Genomic DNA, 13,865 nt, shown 5'->3' with positions numbered 1-13,865 from the left:
CGCATGCCCGTTGATTGAAAATCCAAATCCATTCGCTTCAGGCGATCACTCATGCGTGCATGAGCGCCCGTGGCCCGAGTACCCACCCAACAAGGACAACCCACTACATGACTACCGCAACGACCGCCCCGGCCACCAAGCAGGTCGCCATCAACGACATCGGATCTGCTGAGGACTTCCTGGCCGCGGTCGAGAAGACTCTGAAGTTCTTCAACGACGGCGACATCATCGAAGGCACGATCGTCAAGATCGACCGCGATGAGGTTCTGCTCGACGTCGGTTACAAGACCGAGGGTGTCATCCCCTCCCGCGAACTCTCCATCAAGCACGACGTCGACCCTAACGAGGTCGTCAAGGTCGGCGACGAGGTCGAGGCTCTTGTTCTCCAGAAGGAGGACAAGGAAGGCCGTCTGATCCTGTCCAAGAAGCGTGCGCAGTACGAGCGCGCCTGGGGCGACGTCGAGAAGATCAAGGAAGACGACGGCGTCGTCACCGGTACGGTCATCGAGGTCGTCAAGGGTGGACTCATCGTCGACATCGGCTTGCGCGGCTTCCTGCCGGCATCGCTCATCGAGCTGCGCCGCGTCCGCGACCTGACCCCGTACCTGGGCCAGGAGATCGAGGCGAAGATCCTCGAGCTGGACAAGAACCGCAACAACGTCGTCCTCTCGCGCCGCGCTCTGCTCGAGCAGACGCAGTCCGAGTCGCGCACGACCTTCCTCAACAACCTCCACAAGGGCCAGGTCCGCAAGGGCACGGTCTCGTCGATCGTCAACTTCGGTGCGTTCGTCGACCTGGGTGGCGTTGACGGCCTCGTGCACGTCTCCGAGCTGTCCTGGAAGCACATCGAGCACGCATCCGAGGTCGTCGAGGTCGGCCAGGAGGTCACCGTCGAGATCCTCGAGGTGGACCTCGACCGCGAGCGCGTCTCCCTGTCGCTCAAGGCGACGCAGGAGGACCCGTGGCAGGTCTTCGCCCGCACCCACGCGATCGGCCAGATCGCACCGGGCAAGGTCACCAAGCTCGTTCCGTTCGGTGCGTTCGTCCGCGTCGCAGACGGCATCGAGGGCCTCGTGCACATCTCCGAACTCTCCAGCAAGCACGTCGAGCTGGCTGAGCAGGTCGTGTCCGTCGGCGAAGAGGTCTTCGTCAAGGTCATCGACATCGACCTCGAGCGTCGTCGCATCTCGCTGTCGCTCAAGCAGGCCAACGAGTCGGTCGACCCCAACGGCACCGAGTTCGACCCGGCCCTGTACGGCATGCTCGCCGAGTACGACGAGAACGGCGAGTACAAGTACCCGGAGGGCTTCGACCCCGAGACCGGTGCGTGGAAGGAAGGCTTCGACTCCGCACGCGAGGCTTGGGAGCAGGAGTACGCTGCAGCTCAGACCCGCTGGGAGGCTCACAAGGTCGCGGTTGCCAAGGCAGCCGAGGCAGAGGCCGCTGCAGGCGACGACTTCGCCGCTGCACAGTCCTTCACGAGCGACTCCGGCGCCGGAACGCTTGCCGACGACGAGGCACTCGCGGCTCTGCGCGAGAAGCTCTCGGGCGGCAACGCGTAATAACGCCTCACACGGAACGGGTCGTCACCTTCGGGTGGCGGCCCGTTCCGCGTTTCCGGCATCGGTGCCGAGCATCCCGGCACCGATGCCGCATCGATGGGAGCTTTCCGCATCCAAGGCGCGCCTTTCACGTGCGAAAAGCTCCCATCGGCGCGATCTGCACGGCGCAGGACGGATGCCGTGCGCGGTGTGACGGAACATTACGCCCGCTTTCGTAACATGGGTGCGCCTCCGCGACGATGGGGGTATGACATCCGCAGTCCTCGCCCCGCGCACCGGTGACGCGCCGGTCGCTCTGGGTGCGGCGAACGCCGTCCGCCTCGAGAACATCGAGCGCACGTTCCCGATGCCCGAGGGGCGACGCGAAGTGCTGCGCGGCGTCGACGTCGAACTGGCCCCCGGCGAGATCGTCGCAGTGGTCGGTCCGTCGGGCTGCGGGAAGTCGACGCTCCTGCGCCTCGTCGGAGGACTCGATTCGCCCACGAACGGACGCATCAGCCTCGACGGCACCGGCGTCACCGACACGGATGAGCGCACCGCCGTCGCATTCCAGGAGCCCCGGCTGCTCCCATGGCGCACGCTGGCCCAGAACGTCGAGCTCGGCCTGCCCCGCGGCACACGGCGCCGCGACGGCCGCGAGCGCGTGCGGGAACTGCTGCACCTCGTAGGCCTCGACCACGCCGCCGACCAGCATCCCCGTGAGGTCTCCGGGGGCATGGCGCAGCGCGCTTCGCTCGCCCGCGCTCTGGCGCGAAACCCCGGCGTCCTCCTGCTCGACGAACCGTTCGGTGCGCTCGACGCGCTCACCAGGCTGCGGATGCAGGACCTCCTGCTCGACATCCACACCGCCGAACCCACCACCGTCCTCCTCGTCACCCATGACGTCGAGGAGGCCCTCTACCTCGCCGACCGCGTGCTGCTGCTGCGCTCGCTCGCCGGCGAAGCCGGCAGTGGCGCGACATCCATCGCGCGCACCATCACCGTGCCCGGCATCCGCCCGCGTGACCGCGCCGATCGCGGTCTCGCGGACCTCCGCGCCGACCTTCTCGAAGGCCTCGGCGTCGACACCCACCACCGCATTTCCACCGAGGAGACCCGATGAGCACCATCACACGCCGAATCGTTCCTGCGATCGCCATCGCCGGCACGATGATGCTCGTCGCCACCGGCTGCGTAGCCGGGGAGAACGCCGGTGCCTCTGAGTCCGACGGCTCCGCCGCGACGGGCGAGTGGTCGTCCGACACGCTCACGGTCGACTTCGCGACGTACAACCCACTGAGTCTCGTCATCAAGGACCAGGGCATCCTCGAGGACATCGTGGGCGACGACGTGACCGTCGAGTGGGTGCAGTCCGCCGGATCCAACAAGGCCAACGAACTGCTGCGCTCCGGCTCGGTCGACGTCGGATCGACCGCCGGATCGGCCGCGCTGCTCGCCCGCGCGAATGGGTCGCCCATCCAGGTCATCGACATCTACTCGCAGCCGGAGTGGTCGGCCATCGTCACCGGTCCGGACAGCGACATCACGTCGTTGGAAGACCTCGCCGGCGCCTCCATCGCCGCGACGAAGGGCACCGACCCCTACTTCTTCCTGCTGCAGGCACTCGAAGAGGGCGGTCTCTCGCTCGACGACGTCGAGGTGCAGAACCTGCAGCATGCCGACGGCCGCGCGGCGCTCGACGGCGGCTCCGTCGACGCGTGGGCGGGCCTCGACCCGATCATGGCCGCAGCCGAGGTCGAGTCCGGTGACCAGCTCATCTACCGCAACGTCGACTTCAACACGTACGGGTTCCTCAACGCCACCGAGGACTTCATCGACAACCACGCCGACCTCGCCCAGGCCGTCGTCGACGCCTACGAACAGGCACGCGTCTGGGCTCTCGAGAACCCGGAGGAGACCGCTGCGCTGCTCGCCGAGGTCGCCGGCATCGACATCGAGGTCGCGACGACCGTGATCGAGGAGCGCTCCAACCTCGACGTGAGCGGCATCCCCGGCGATGCGCAGCTCGAGGTGCTCGAGAAGATCGCTCCCGTGCTCGTCGACTCCGGCGATGTGCAGGGCGGCCAGGAGTCGGTCGACAAGGCCCTCGAGACGATCATCAACGCCACGTTCGCCGAGAAGGCGGCCAAGGGCTGATGACCATTCCCGACCAGCGAGTCGTCGTTCCGGCGGATTCGCGGGACGCGCTCGATTTCGCCAAGGGGGAGCGCCGGAGACCGGATGCCGGAACCCGAGGCATCTGGGATCGCACCGGCGTCCGCGTGGCCGCCGGGCTGATCCTGCCCGTCGTCATCCTCGTGGCATGGCAGTTCGCCACCACGAGCGGGCTGGTGCCGCCGTACCGTCTTCCCACACCGGCATCCGTCTTCACCGCCGGCGTCGAGCTCGCCGAGGCCGGCCAGCTGTGGACGCACATCGCGATCTCGGTGCAGCGCGTGCTGCTCGGCTTCGCGATCGGTTCCGTGATCGGCCTCGCGTTCGCCGGCTTCGTCGGGCTGTCCCGGCTCGGTGAAGTGCTTCTCAGCCCGACCCTCGCGGCACTCCGCGCCGTGCCGTCACTCGCCTGGGTGCCGCTGCTCATCCTGTGGCTGCAGATCGGCGAGGAATCGAAGGTCACGCTGATCGCGATCGGCGCCTTCTTCCCGGTGTACACGACGGTCGCATCAGCACTTCGGCACGTCGACCCCCAGCTGGTCGAGGCAGGGCGCTCGTTCAGCCTGCGCGGGTGGTCGCTGTTCCGCACGGTGCAGCTCCCGGCCGTGGTGCCGTCGGTGGTCTCCGGCCTGCGCCTCGCACTGGCACAGGCATGGCTGTTCCTCGTCGCCGCCGAGCTCATCGCCTCGTCGATGGGGCTCGGATTCCTGCTCACCGACTCGCAGAGCACCGGTCGCGTCGACCGTATCCTGCTCTCGATCGTGCTGCTCGCGCTGCTCGGAACGATCACGAACGGGATCCTCGCACTGGTCGAGAAGCACCTGCTCAAGAAGTGGGCCTGAGGGTGAGCGAAGCACGACTGCTGGAGACCCGCGAATACGCGCCTCCGGCCGCGTTCACCGCGCAGGCGAACGTCACGGCTGAGACCTACGCCGAGGCGGATGCCGACCCCACCGCTTTCTGGGAGCGGGCTGCCGCGCGGCTCGACTGGGCAGAACCGTGGCACACCGCTCATGAGTGGGAGCCGCCCACAGACGGGGCGATCCCCGCGGCACGCTGGTTCGTCGGCGGAAAGCTGAACGTCGCGTACAACTGCGTCGACCGCCACGTCGACGCCGGCCGCGGCGACACGGTCGCGTTGCACTTCGAAGGCGAGCCGGGGGACCGGACCGAAGTGACGTACGCAGATCTGCAGCGGCGCGTCTCGCAGGCCGCCAACGCCCTGCTCGCCCTCGGCATCGAACCGGGCGACCGTGTCGTGATCTACCTTCCGGTGCTCGTCGAGACGATCGTCATCACACTCGCCTGTGCGCGCATCGGCGCCGTGCACTCGCTCGTGTTCGGCGGCTTCTCCGCCGAGGCCGTGCGGTTCCGGCTCGAGGACACCGGAGCGAAGCTGCTCGTCACCAGCGACGGGCAGTTCCGCAGGGGCGTGGCGACCGAGGTGAAGACGACGGCGGATGCCGCGGCCGCCGAGCTGGCCGAACTCGAGCATGTCCTCGTGCTGCGGCGTACAGGCCAGGAGGTGCCATGGACCGAGGGTCGCGACCTCTGGTGGCACGACGTGGTCGACACCGCGTCGACGACGCACGACGCGCAGCCCTTCGACGCCGAGCATCCGCTGTTCATCATCTACACCTCAGGCACCACGGGGAAGCCGAAGGGTCTCGTCCACACCTCCGGCGGCTACCTGGCGCACACGAGCTGGGCGCACTGGGCGCATTTCGACGCCAAACCGGACGACGTGCACTGGTGCACCGCCGACCTGGCATGGGTCACCGCGCACACCTACGAGATCTACGGACCGCTCTCCAACGGACTCACCCAGGTGATCTACGAGGGCACACCCGACTCCCCGAACAGGGAGCGGCACCTCGAGATCATCGAACGCTATGGCGTGACGGTCTACTACACCGCACCGACGCTGATCCGCACGTTCATGACCTGGTTCGGTGCCGAGCTGCCCCGAGGGCACGACCTCTCCAGCCTGCGTCTGCTCGGAACGGTCGGCGAGGCGATCAACCCGGAGGCGTGGATCTGGTTCCGTCGCAACTTCGGCCGCGACGAGCTGCCGGTCGTCGACACGTGGTGGCAGTCCGAGACCGGGGCCGCGATGATCGCCCCGCTTCCCGGTGTCACGACCCTCAAACCCGGATCGGCGACCGTGCCGCTGCCGGGCATCGACGCGACCGTCGTCGACGAGCACGGTCACGAGGTCGCACCAGGAAGCTCCGGGACACTCGTCGTGCGCCGCCCCTGGCCAGGCATGGCACGAACCGTCTGGGGCGACCCGCAGCGCTACCGCGACGCGTACTGGGCGGCGTTCGCCGGTCACGGAGACTTCGGCGGCTACTATGTCGCGGGCGACGGCGCGACGAAGGACGCCAACGGTCGCATCTGGCTCCTCGGCCGCCTCGACGACGTCGTGAACGTCTCCGGCCATCGCCTCTCCACGATCGAGATCGAGTCCGCCCTCGTCGCGCACGAGAGCGTGGGAGAAGCCGGTACCGCCGGCGTCTCCGATCCGGTGACCGGTCAGGCGGTGGTCGCCTTCGTGACGCCGTCCGGAGCGGCCGCGGTCACGGCATCCGCCCTGCGCGATCAGGTCGCGATCGCGATCGGGCCGGTCGCCAAGCCGAAGCACATCGTCGTCGTTCCCGACCTGCCCAAGACGCGCTCCGGGAAGATCATGCGCAGGCTGCTCGCGCAGCTGTGGGAGGCTGAACAGGACCGACGCGCCGGCCGCGAGCCGGAGGCGCTCGGAGACACGACATCACTGCAGAACCCGTGGGCCGTCGACGGCATCGCCGACGTGCTGGCCGCGGCCGAACCGAGGACGACATGACGGAAGAGCACCGCTTCGGGTTCCGCACCCGAGCACTCCACGCGGGCGGCACGCCCGACGCATCCACCGGCGCACGCGCCGTGCCGATCTACCAGACCACGTCGTTCGTCTTCGACGACGCGACGGATGCCGGGAACCTCTTCGCTCTGCAGAAGTACGGCAACATCTACTCCCGCATCGGCAACCCCACCGTGGCTGCGCTTGAGGAGCGGCTGGCATCGCTGGAAGGCGGGATCGGCGCCGTGGCCACGGCATCCGGCATGAGCGCCGAGTTCATCACCTTCGCCGCCCTCGTGGGTGCAGGTGACCACATCGTCGCCTCCGCGCAGCTCTACGGCGGAACGGTCACGCAGCTGGATGTCACGCTGCGCCGCTTCGGCGTCGAGACGACCTTCGTGCCGTCGAGCGACCCGGCCGACTACGCCGCCGCGATCCGCCCGGAGACCAAGGTCGTCTACGTCGAGATGATCGGCAACCCCTCGGGCGAGATCGCCGACATCGAAGGACTCGCGGCGGTCGCACACGACGCCGGCGTGCCGCTCGTCGTCGACGCGACGCTCGCGACGCCGTACCTTGCGCGACCGCTCGAGCACGGCGCCGACATCGTGATCCACTCGGTCACGAAGTTCCTCGGCGGCCACGGCACGACACTCGGCGGCATCGTCATCGAGAAGGGCACGTTCGACTGGGGAAGCGGCAAGTTCCCGCAGATGACCGAGCCGGTCGAGTCGTACGGCGGCATCAAGTGGTGGGACAACTTCGGTGAGTACGGATTCCTCACCAAGCTCCGCACCGAGCAGCTGCGCGACATCGGTCCTGCGCTGAGCCCGCAGTCCGCGTTCAACCTGCTGCAGGGCGTCGAGACGCTGCCGCAGCGCATCGACGGGCACCTGGCCAACGCACGGATCGTCGCGGAGTGGCTGGACGCCGACCCTCGGGTGTCGTACGTCACGTGGGCGGGCCTCGATGGTCATCCGCACCGCGACCGCGCGGCCAAGTATCTTCCGCTCGGACCCGGATCGGTCTTCGCCTTCGGCGTCGCGGCCGCTGACGGTCGCGCCGCGGGGGAGGCCGTGATCGAGAACCTGCAGCTCGCGTCGCATCTGGCGAACATCGGCGATGCGCGCACGCTCGTGATCCATCCGGCATCCACGACCCATCGTCAGCTGACCGCGTCGCAGCTCGACGCCGCCGGCGTGCGCCCCGATCTGATCCGCATCTCGGTCGGCCTGGAAGACGCGGACGACATCATCTGGGATCTGGATCAGGCTCTCACCGCAGCGACAGGAGCGACCCGATGAGCACCTCGAATCCCGCGGACTCTTGCGCCCTTCCCGCGCCGACGGATGCTGTCGCCTGCGCTCTGCCCGGTACCGCAGTTGCCGCCGCCTCCGAGCGGACGTGGACCGGTCCGAATCAGCAGGAGCGCTTCGCGCTGCTGCGCCGTTCGAAGTCGATCGCGATCGTCGGGGCGTCCAACAACCCCGCACGCGCCTCGTACTTCGTGACGACCTATCTGCTGTCGAGTTCGCCCTATGACGTGTATCTCGTGAACCCTCGCGAGACGGAGATCCTCGGACAGCCGGTGTACGCGTCGCTCGCCGACCTGCCTGTCGTGCCCGACATCGTCGACGTGTTCCGCAAGCACGACGATCTACCAGGCGTCGCGCAGGAGGCCATCGATGCGGGAGCCGCGACGCTGTGGCTCCAACTCGGCTCATGGAACGAGGAAGCGGCCGCCCTCGCGGAGTCCGCAGGCCTCGCGGTCGTCATGGATCGCTGCATCAAGATCGAGCATGCGCGGTTCCACGGCGGCCTGCACCTCGCCGGTTTCAACACCGGAGTGATCAGCTCCAAGCGGCAGGTGCTCGCACGCTGAACCACTCCCGCGACGAACCCTAGACTGGGCGTCATGCCTCTCATCGCGCTGACCGGGGGAATCGCCTCCGGTAAGTCCACGATCGCCCGTCGGCTCGAAGCGCATGGCGCGGTGGTCGTGGATGCGGATCAGATCGTGCGCGACGTGCAGGCCCCTGGTGCGCCGGTGCTCGGTGAGATCGCCACGGCATTCGGCGGGCACCTGATCGACGAAGAGGGCGCGTTGGACCGCGCGGCGCTCGGCGCGATGGTGTTCTCCGACCCCGAGGCGCTCGCGCGGTTGAACAGCATCGTGCACCCCGCCGTCCGGCGAGAGTCGCAGCGCAGATTCGAGGCCGCGTTCGCCGCGAACCCGCACGCGATCGTCGTGTACGACGTGCCGCTGCTCGTCGAGGCCCGCGTCGAAGATCGCTGGGACGCCATCGTCGTCGCGCACGCCCCAGCGGAAGTGCGGCTGCGTCGTCTGATCGAGCTGCGCGGAATGCCGCCGCAGGAGGCGCAGAACCGCATCGACGCCCAGGTGCCGGACGAGAAGCGGCTCGCGATCGCCGATGTCGTGATCGACACCGCGGGTTCCCTGGCGCAGACCGAGCAGCAGGTGGACGCGCTGTGGCGGCGTCTGACGCAAGAGTGAACTCGGACGACCTCTTCGCGGGCCACCTTCCACGGACTCCGTCGTATCGACGTCTGATCGCCGGACTCTTCTTCGCGGGCGTCGCGACGTTCGCGCAGCTGTACTCGCTGCAGGCCGTGCTGCCTCAGGTCGCCGCTGACCTGGACGTGCCCGCGGCGACAGCGGCGCTGACGGTGTCCGCCGCGACGCTCGGGATCGCCATCGCCGTGATCCCGTGGTCGCTCGTCGCCGACCGGGTCGGGCGGATCCCCGCGATGGCGATCGGCATCATCGCCGCGACCTCTTTCGGGCTCGCGGCACCGCTCAGCACCGAGATCACGGTGCTGCTGGCACTGCGCCTCGGCGAAGGGCTCGCTCTCGGCGCCGTGCCCGCCGTGGCGCTCGCGTACCTCAGCGAGGAAGTGCACGCACGGCATGTCGCGGCCGCCGCTGGCAGCTACACCGCGGGGACGACCGTCGGCGGGCTCACGGGGCGACTGGTGGCCGGACCGATCGGGGAGGCGTTCGATTGGCGCATCGGCGTATGGAGCGTCACCGTGCTGTGCACTGCCGCGGCCGTGCTCTTCCTCTGGCTGGTGCCGCGCGCCCGGCGATTCGTGCCGGGGCGGATGCGGGCGGATGCCGGACCCGGTATGCGCGCACGCCTCTTCCGAGCCTTGCGCTCGCCACGCCTGCTGGCACTGTACGCGCAGGGCTTCCTTCTCATGGGTGCGTTCGTCGCGGTGTACAACTACCTCGGCTTCCATCTCATCGCCCCGCCCTTCCTGCTTCCGGTCTGGGTGGTGACGCTGCTGTTCCTCGCCTATCTGGCGGGAACGTTGTCGTCGCCGTTGGCGGGGTCGCTCGCCGTGCGGCACGGGCGTCGAACCGTGCTGCTCGGCGCGATCGGTCTGTTCATCACAGGGACGGCGCTGATGTACGTGCCGTCGCCGATCGTCATCCTCGTGGGTCTGGTCGTGTTCACCGCCGGTTTCTTCGGAGCCCACGCGATCGCCTCGAGCTGGGCTCCCGTGCTGGCCGATCCGGAGAGCCGCGCGCAGGCTCCTTCGCTGTACTACTTCGCCTACTACGCCGGCTCGAGCCTGTTCGGATGGGCCCTGGGGGTGGTGTTCGGCCACGCGGGGTGGGAGTGGTTCCTCGCACTGGTGATCTTCATGGGCGTGCTCGCGGCGGTCATCGCCTTGGCCCTGCTGCGGTCTGATCGAGCGATCGATGCCTAGACTCGAGCCCGTGCGACACACCCTCCTCGATGCCTACGACTCCCAACTGCGCACGTCTTCGGAGATGCCGCGCTCCGCGCGCGTCGTGCGCACCGGACCGTTGTGGTTGGCAGTTCTTCCTGGCGGACGCGGCTTCGTCACGTACGAGTCGCTCGATGGTGCCGATGAGGGTGTGATCGCCGAACTCGTGGATGCGGCCCTCGCGCACTTCGCCGCGTATCCCGAGGTCACGGTCATCGAATGGAAGACACGGGGGCATGACCTCGCGCCGGGCCTGCACGAGGCTCTCGTCTCGCGGGGCTTCGCACCGGACGAGCCCGAATCGATCATGATCGGCGAGGCCGCGCTGCTGGCCCAGGGCGCACCTGCTCCGGCGGGAGTGGAGATCCGGCAGGTGCGGGACGAGGCCGAGATCTGGGCGATGGAGGAGATGCAGGGCACCGTCTTCGGCGACCCCGGCTGGCGGGCGCGCGCCGAGACGACGGTTGCCGAGTGGTCGGCCGGGTCAGGCATCGGCTTCTGGATCGCTCTGGTCGAGGGCGACATCGTGAGCGCCGGACGACTGGAACCGGTCGAGGACACCGAGTTCGCCGGGCTCTGGGGCGGGGCCACGCTGCGGCAGTGGCGTGGTCGCGGGATCTATCGGGCGCTGACGGCCAGACGTGCGCGTTCAGCGCTGCTGCAGGGCAAGAAGTACCTCAATGCCGATTGCACCGAGCTCTCACGGCCGATCCTGGAGCGGTCGGGCCTGATCAAGGTCTCGACCACCACGCCGTACATGCGCCGTCAGCCGTCCGTCTGAGCAGCCGCCTGTCCGCTGCGGCGCCGTCGCCGCCGGAAGAACATCGCGATCGCGATGATCAGGCCGATCAGGAGCAGACCTGCCAGCACGGGGACGATGATGGCGAGCGCCGCGAGCAGGAATGACGCACCGTCCTCGGCCGTGCTCAGCACCGGCGCTGCGAGACCGCCCGTGACCGTGTTCGCGGTCACGCGCGCAGTGGCCTTGACGATGTGCACGATCAGGGCGATCACGATGCCGGTGACGATGGGCACCCACGTGTTCTCCGAGAAGAAGGACGAGGGGTCGTCGACGGCCACAGTCTCCGCGCTGGCACCCGCACCGAACACGATGCCGCCCGAAGCCGGCCGCAGCACGCTCTGGATGACGTCGTTGATCGAGTCCAGTGCGGGGACCTTGTCGGCGACGACCTCGAGCAGCAGCAGGATGCCGAGGATCCAGAGGGCGAGGTCGCTCGAGATCCACGACCATCCGGAAGGGAGATTCACAGCCGGAAGGAATCGGTCGGCGAGGCCCAGCAGGAAGAGCGGCATCCAGGCGTTCAGCCCGGCCGATGCCGCGAGGCTGGCGCCGATCAGGAACTCGATCACGACCTCACTATAGGGCGACGGCACGACGTCACCGCGGTGCGGTCGCAACCGGCGACCCCGATGTCCGAGGCTCCGCATACGCTGGAACCATGCAACCCACGCGCAGCGTCCGTCCGTTCGAGGTGATCAGCGAGTACGAGCCGGCCGGTGACCAGCCGCAGGCGATCGCCGAGCTCGCCTCGCGTATCAACGCCGGCGAGACCGATGTCGTGCTGCTCGGCGCCACCGGTACCGGCAAGTCGGCGACGACGGCCTGGCTGGTCGAGCAGGTGCAGCGCCCCACGCTGGTGCTCGCACACAACAAGACTCTGGCGGCTCAGTTGGCGAACGAGTTCAGAGAGCTCATGCCGAACAACGCGGTCGAGTACTTCGTCTCGTACTACGACTACTACCAGCCAGAGGCATACGTGCCGCAGACCGACACCTTCATCGAGAAGGACTCGTCGATCAACGCCGAGGTCGAACGGCTGCGCCACTCCACGACGAACTCGCTGCTCTCCCGCCGTGACGTGATCGTGGTCTCGACCGTGTCGTGCATCTACGGCCTCGGTGCGCCGGAAGAGTATCTGCGGGCGATGGTCGCGCTCCAGGTGGGGGAGCGGTACGACCGCGACGCCCTCATCCGCCAGTTCATCGCGATGCAGTACAACCGCAACGACGTCGACTTCTCCCGAGGCAACTTCCGCGTGCGCGGCGACACGATCGAGATCATCCCGGTCTACGAAGAGCACGCGATCCGCATCGAGCTGTTCGGTGACGAGATCGAGGCGCTGTACACGCTGCATCCGTTGACCGGCGAGGTCATCGAGAAGCTCGATGCCGTGCCTATCTTCCCGGCATCGCACTATGTCGCCGGCACCGACGTGGTCCAGCGCGCGATCGGCACCATCGAGGATGAGCTCGCCGATCGTCTGAAGGAGTTCGAACGGCAGGGCAAGCTGCTCGAAGCGCAGCGACTGCGCATGCGCACCACCTTCGACCTCGAGATGCTGCAGCAGCTCGGGTTCTGCTCCGGCATCGAGAACTACTCCCGCCATATGGACGGGCGCGCGCCGGGAGAGCCGCCGCACACGCTTCTCGACTTCTTCCCCGACGACTTCCTGATGGTGATCGACGAGTCGCACGTCACGGTGCCGCAGATCGGAGCCATGTACGAAGGCGACGCGTCGCGCAAGCGGACACTGGTCGACCATGGCTTCCGCCTGCCCAGCGCGATGGACAATCGTCCGCTGCGATTCGACGAGTTCAAGAACCGCATCGGGCAGACGGTGTATCTCTCGGCGACCCCCGGCAAATACGAGATGGGCATCGCCGACGGCGTAGTCGAACAGATCATCCGTCCGACAGGACTCGTCGACCCCGAGATCATCGTCAAGCCCTCCAAGGGGCAGATCGACGACCTGCTGGAAGAGATCCGCGTGCGCGCAGGGCGTGATGAGCGCGTGCTCGTCACGACGCTGACGAAGAAGATGGCCGAAGAGCTCACCGACTTCCTCGGCGAGCACGGGGTGCGGGTACGGTACCTGCACTCCGACGTCGACACGCTGCGACGGGTCGAGTTGCTCAGTGAACTCCGCTCCGGCGTCTACGACGTGCTCGTCGGCATCAACCTGCTGCGCGAAGGGCTCGACCTCCCCGAGGTGTCGCTGGTCGCGATCCTGGATGCCGACAAGGAGGGGTTCCTGCGCTCCGGTACGTCCCTCATCCAGACGATCGGTCGTGCCGCTCGAAACGTCTCCGGCCAGGTGCACATGTACGCCGACAAGATGACCGACTCGATGGCGAAGGCGATCGAGGAGACGGACCGCCGTCGAGAGAAGCAGGTCGCGTACAACAAGGAGCGCGGCATCGACCCGCAGCCGCTGCGCAAGAGGATCGCCGACATCACCGACGTGCTGGCACGCGAGGCATCAGACACGGAAGACATGCTGCGCAGCAAGAACAGGACGAAGTCCGGGCGTGGCAAGAGCCCGACGCCGCAGCTGCGCCGTGAAGGGATCGCCGCTGAGGGCGCCGATCAACTGGAGGACATGATCAAGGATCTCTCCGACCAGATGCTCGCGGCGGCGGCCGAGTTGAAGTTCGAGCTCGCCGGCCGGCTTCGCGACGAGGTGCAGGACCTCAAGAAAGAGCTGCGCGCCATGGAACGCGCTGGGCACGCGTAGGGGCGGTGCAGTCGA

Annotated in this window: 12 protein-coding genes; 11 read left to right on the top strand and 1 reads right to left on the bottom strand. The window is 67.8% G+C overall.

Translation table 11 applies throughout. The features are described 5' to 3' along the window. Positions 1–107: 107 nt before the first annotated feature. From rpsA to ACYVG2_RS15335, 10 genes are all read left to right on the top strand, one after another. A complete protein-coding gene (gene rpsA / locus ACYVG2_RS15380; RefSeq protein WP_448965898.1) occupies positions 108–1,562 on the top strand; it encodes a 30S ribosomal protein S1 in 1,455 nt (484 codons plus the stop codon). A gap of 247 nt (positions 1,563–1,809) precedes the next feature. Beyond that, positions 1,810–2,664: an ABC transporter ATP-binding protein gene (locus tag ACYVG2_RS15375; RefSeq protein WP_460781776.1), complete on the top strand. Its 855-nt coding sequence runs from the start codon at positions 1,810–1,812 to the stop codon at positions 2,662–2,664. Beyond that, positions 2,661–3,698 (top strand): aliphatic sulfonate ABC transporter substrate-binding protein, encoded by a 1,038-nt coding sequence (locus ACYVG2_RS15370; protein ID WP_460781775.1) that lies wholly within the window; start codon positions 2,661–2,663, stop codon positions 3,696–3,698. Before ACYVG2_RS15375 ends, ACYVG2_RS15370 begins: the two co-directional genes overlap by 4 nt. Beyond that, on the top strand, positions 3,698–4,558 hold the full coding sequence (locus ACYVG2_RS15365; RefSeq protein ID WP_460781774.1) for an ABC transporter permease: 861 nt from the start codon (positions 3,698–3,700) through the stop codon (positions 4,556–4,558). The genes ACYVG2_RS15370 and ACYVG2_RS15365 overlap by 1 nt, the downstream gene beginning before the upstream one ends. Further along, positions 4,555–6,561, top strand: a complete 2,007-nt coding sequence (gene acs / locus ACYVG2_RS15360; RefSeq protein ID WP_460781953.1) for an acetate--CoA ligase — start codon at positions 4,555–4,557, stop codon at positions 6,559–6,561. Before ACYVG2_RS15365 ends, acs begins: the two co-directional genes overlap by 4 nt. Then, positions 6,558–7,862, top strand: a complete 1,305-nt coding sequence (locus ACYVG2_RS15355; RefSeq protein ID WP_460781773.1) for an O-acetylhomoserine aminocarboxypropyltransferase/cysteine synthase family protein — start codon at positions 6,558–6,560, stop codon at positions 7,860–7,862. Before acs ends, ACYVG2_RS15355 begins: the two co-directional genes overlap by 4 nt. After that, positions 7,859–8,440 (top strand): CoA-binding protein, encoded by a 582-nt coding sequence (locus ACYVG2_RS15350; protein ID WP_460781772.1) that lies wholly within the window; start codon positions 7,859–7,861, stop codon positions 8,438–8,440. Before ACYVG2_RS15355 ends, ACYVG2_RS15350 begins: the two co-directional genes overlap by 4 nt. A gap of 33 nt (positions 8,441–8,473) precedes the next feature. After that, positions 8,474–9,073, top strand: a complete 600-nt coding sequence (coaE, locus tag ACYVG2_RS15345) for a dephospho-CoA kinase (protein WP_460781771.1) — start codon at positions 8,474–8,476, stop codon at positions 9,071–9,073. Further along, positions 9,049–10,293 carry an MFS transporter gene (locus tag ACYVG2_RS15340; protein ID WP_460781770.1) on the top strand — a complete coding sequence of 415 codons (1,245 nt, stop codon included), beginning with the start codon at positions 9,049–9,051 and terminating at the stop codon, positions 10,291–10,293. The genes coaE and ACYVG2_RS15340 overlap by 25 nt, the downstream gene beginning before the upstream one ends. A gap of 10 nt (positions 10,294–10,303) precedes the next feature. Then, complete coding sequence (locus tag ACYVG2_RS15335; RefSeq protein ID WP_460781769.1) at positions 10,304–11,095, top strand: GNAT family N-acetyltransferase; 792 nt, start codon at positions 10,304–10,306, stop codon at positions 11,093–11,095. Here ACYVG2_RS15335 and ACYVG2_RS15330 read toward each other — a convergent pair. Beyond that, positions 11,080–11,685, bottom strand: coding sequence for a DUF4126 domain-containing protein (locus ACYVG2_RS15330; protein WP_460781768.1), 606 nt, complete (start codon positions 11,683–11,685; stop codon positions 11,080–11,082). The genes ACYVG2_RS15335 and ACYVG2_RS15330 overlap by 16 nt on opposite strands. A gap of 89 nt (positions 11,686–11,774) precedes the next feature. On the opposite strand from ACYVG2_RS15330, the gene uvrB reads away from it, so the two are divergent. Next, positions 11,775–13,850 carry an excinuclease ABC subunit UvrB gene (gene uvrB, locus ACYVG2_RS15325; protein ID WP_448965886.1) on the top strand — a complete coding sequence of 692 codons (2,076 nt, stop codon included), beginning with the start codon at positions 11,775–11,777 and terminating at the stop codon, positions 13,848–13,850. Positions 13,851–13,865: the final 15 nt, after the last annotated feature.

Source organism: Microbacterium shaanxiense, assembly GCF_054779995.1.
The sequence above is the reverse complement of the archived record's forward strand: the minus strand, read 5'-3'. Positions and strand labels throughout refer to the sequence as shown.

Coding starts and splice junctions, on each gene's coding strand:
- coaE (WP_460781771.1), top strand. CDS start 8,474: ATGCCTCTCATCGCGCTGACCGGGGGAATCGCCTCCGGTAAGTCCACG.
- ACYVG2_RS15370 (WP_460781775.1), top strand. CDS start 2,661: ATGAGCACCATCACACGCCGAATCGTTCCTGCGATCGCCATCGCCGGC.
- ACYVG2_RS15350 (WP_460781772.1), top strand. CDS start 7,859: ATGAGCACCTCGAATCCCGCGGACTCTTGCGCCCTTCCCGCGCCGACG.
- ACYVG2_RS15365 (WP_460781774.1), top strand. CDS start 3,698: ATGACCATTCCCGACCAGCGAGTCGTCGTTCCGGCGGATTCGCGGGAC.
- ACYVG2_RS15355 (WP_460781773.1), top strand. CDS start 6,558: ATGACGGAAGAGCACCGCTTCGGGTTCCGCACCCGAGCACTCCACGCG.
- rpsA (WP_448965898.1), top strand. CDS start 108: ATGACTACCGCAACGACCGCCCCGGCCACCAAGCAGGTCGCCATCAAC.
- uvrB (WP_448965886.1), top strand. CDS start 11,775: ATGCAACCCACGCGCAGCGTCCGTCCGTTCGAGGTGATCAGCGAGTAC.
- ACYVG2_RS15375 (WP_460781776.1), top strand. CDS start 1,810: ATGACATCCGCAGTCCTCGCCCCGCGCACCGGTGACGCGCCGGTCGCT.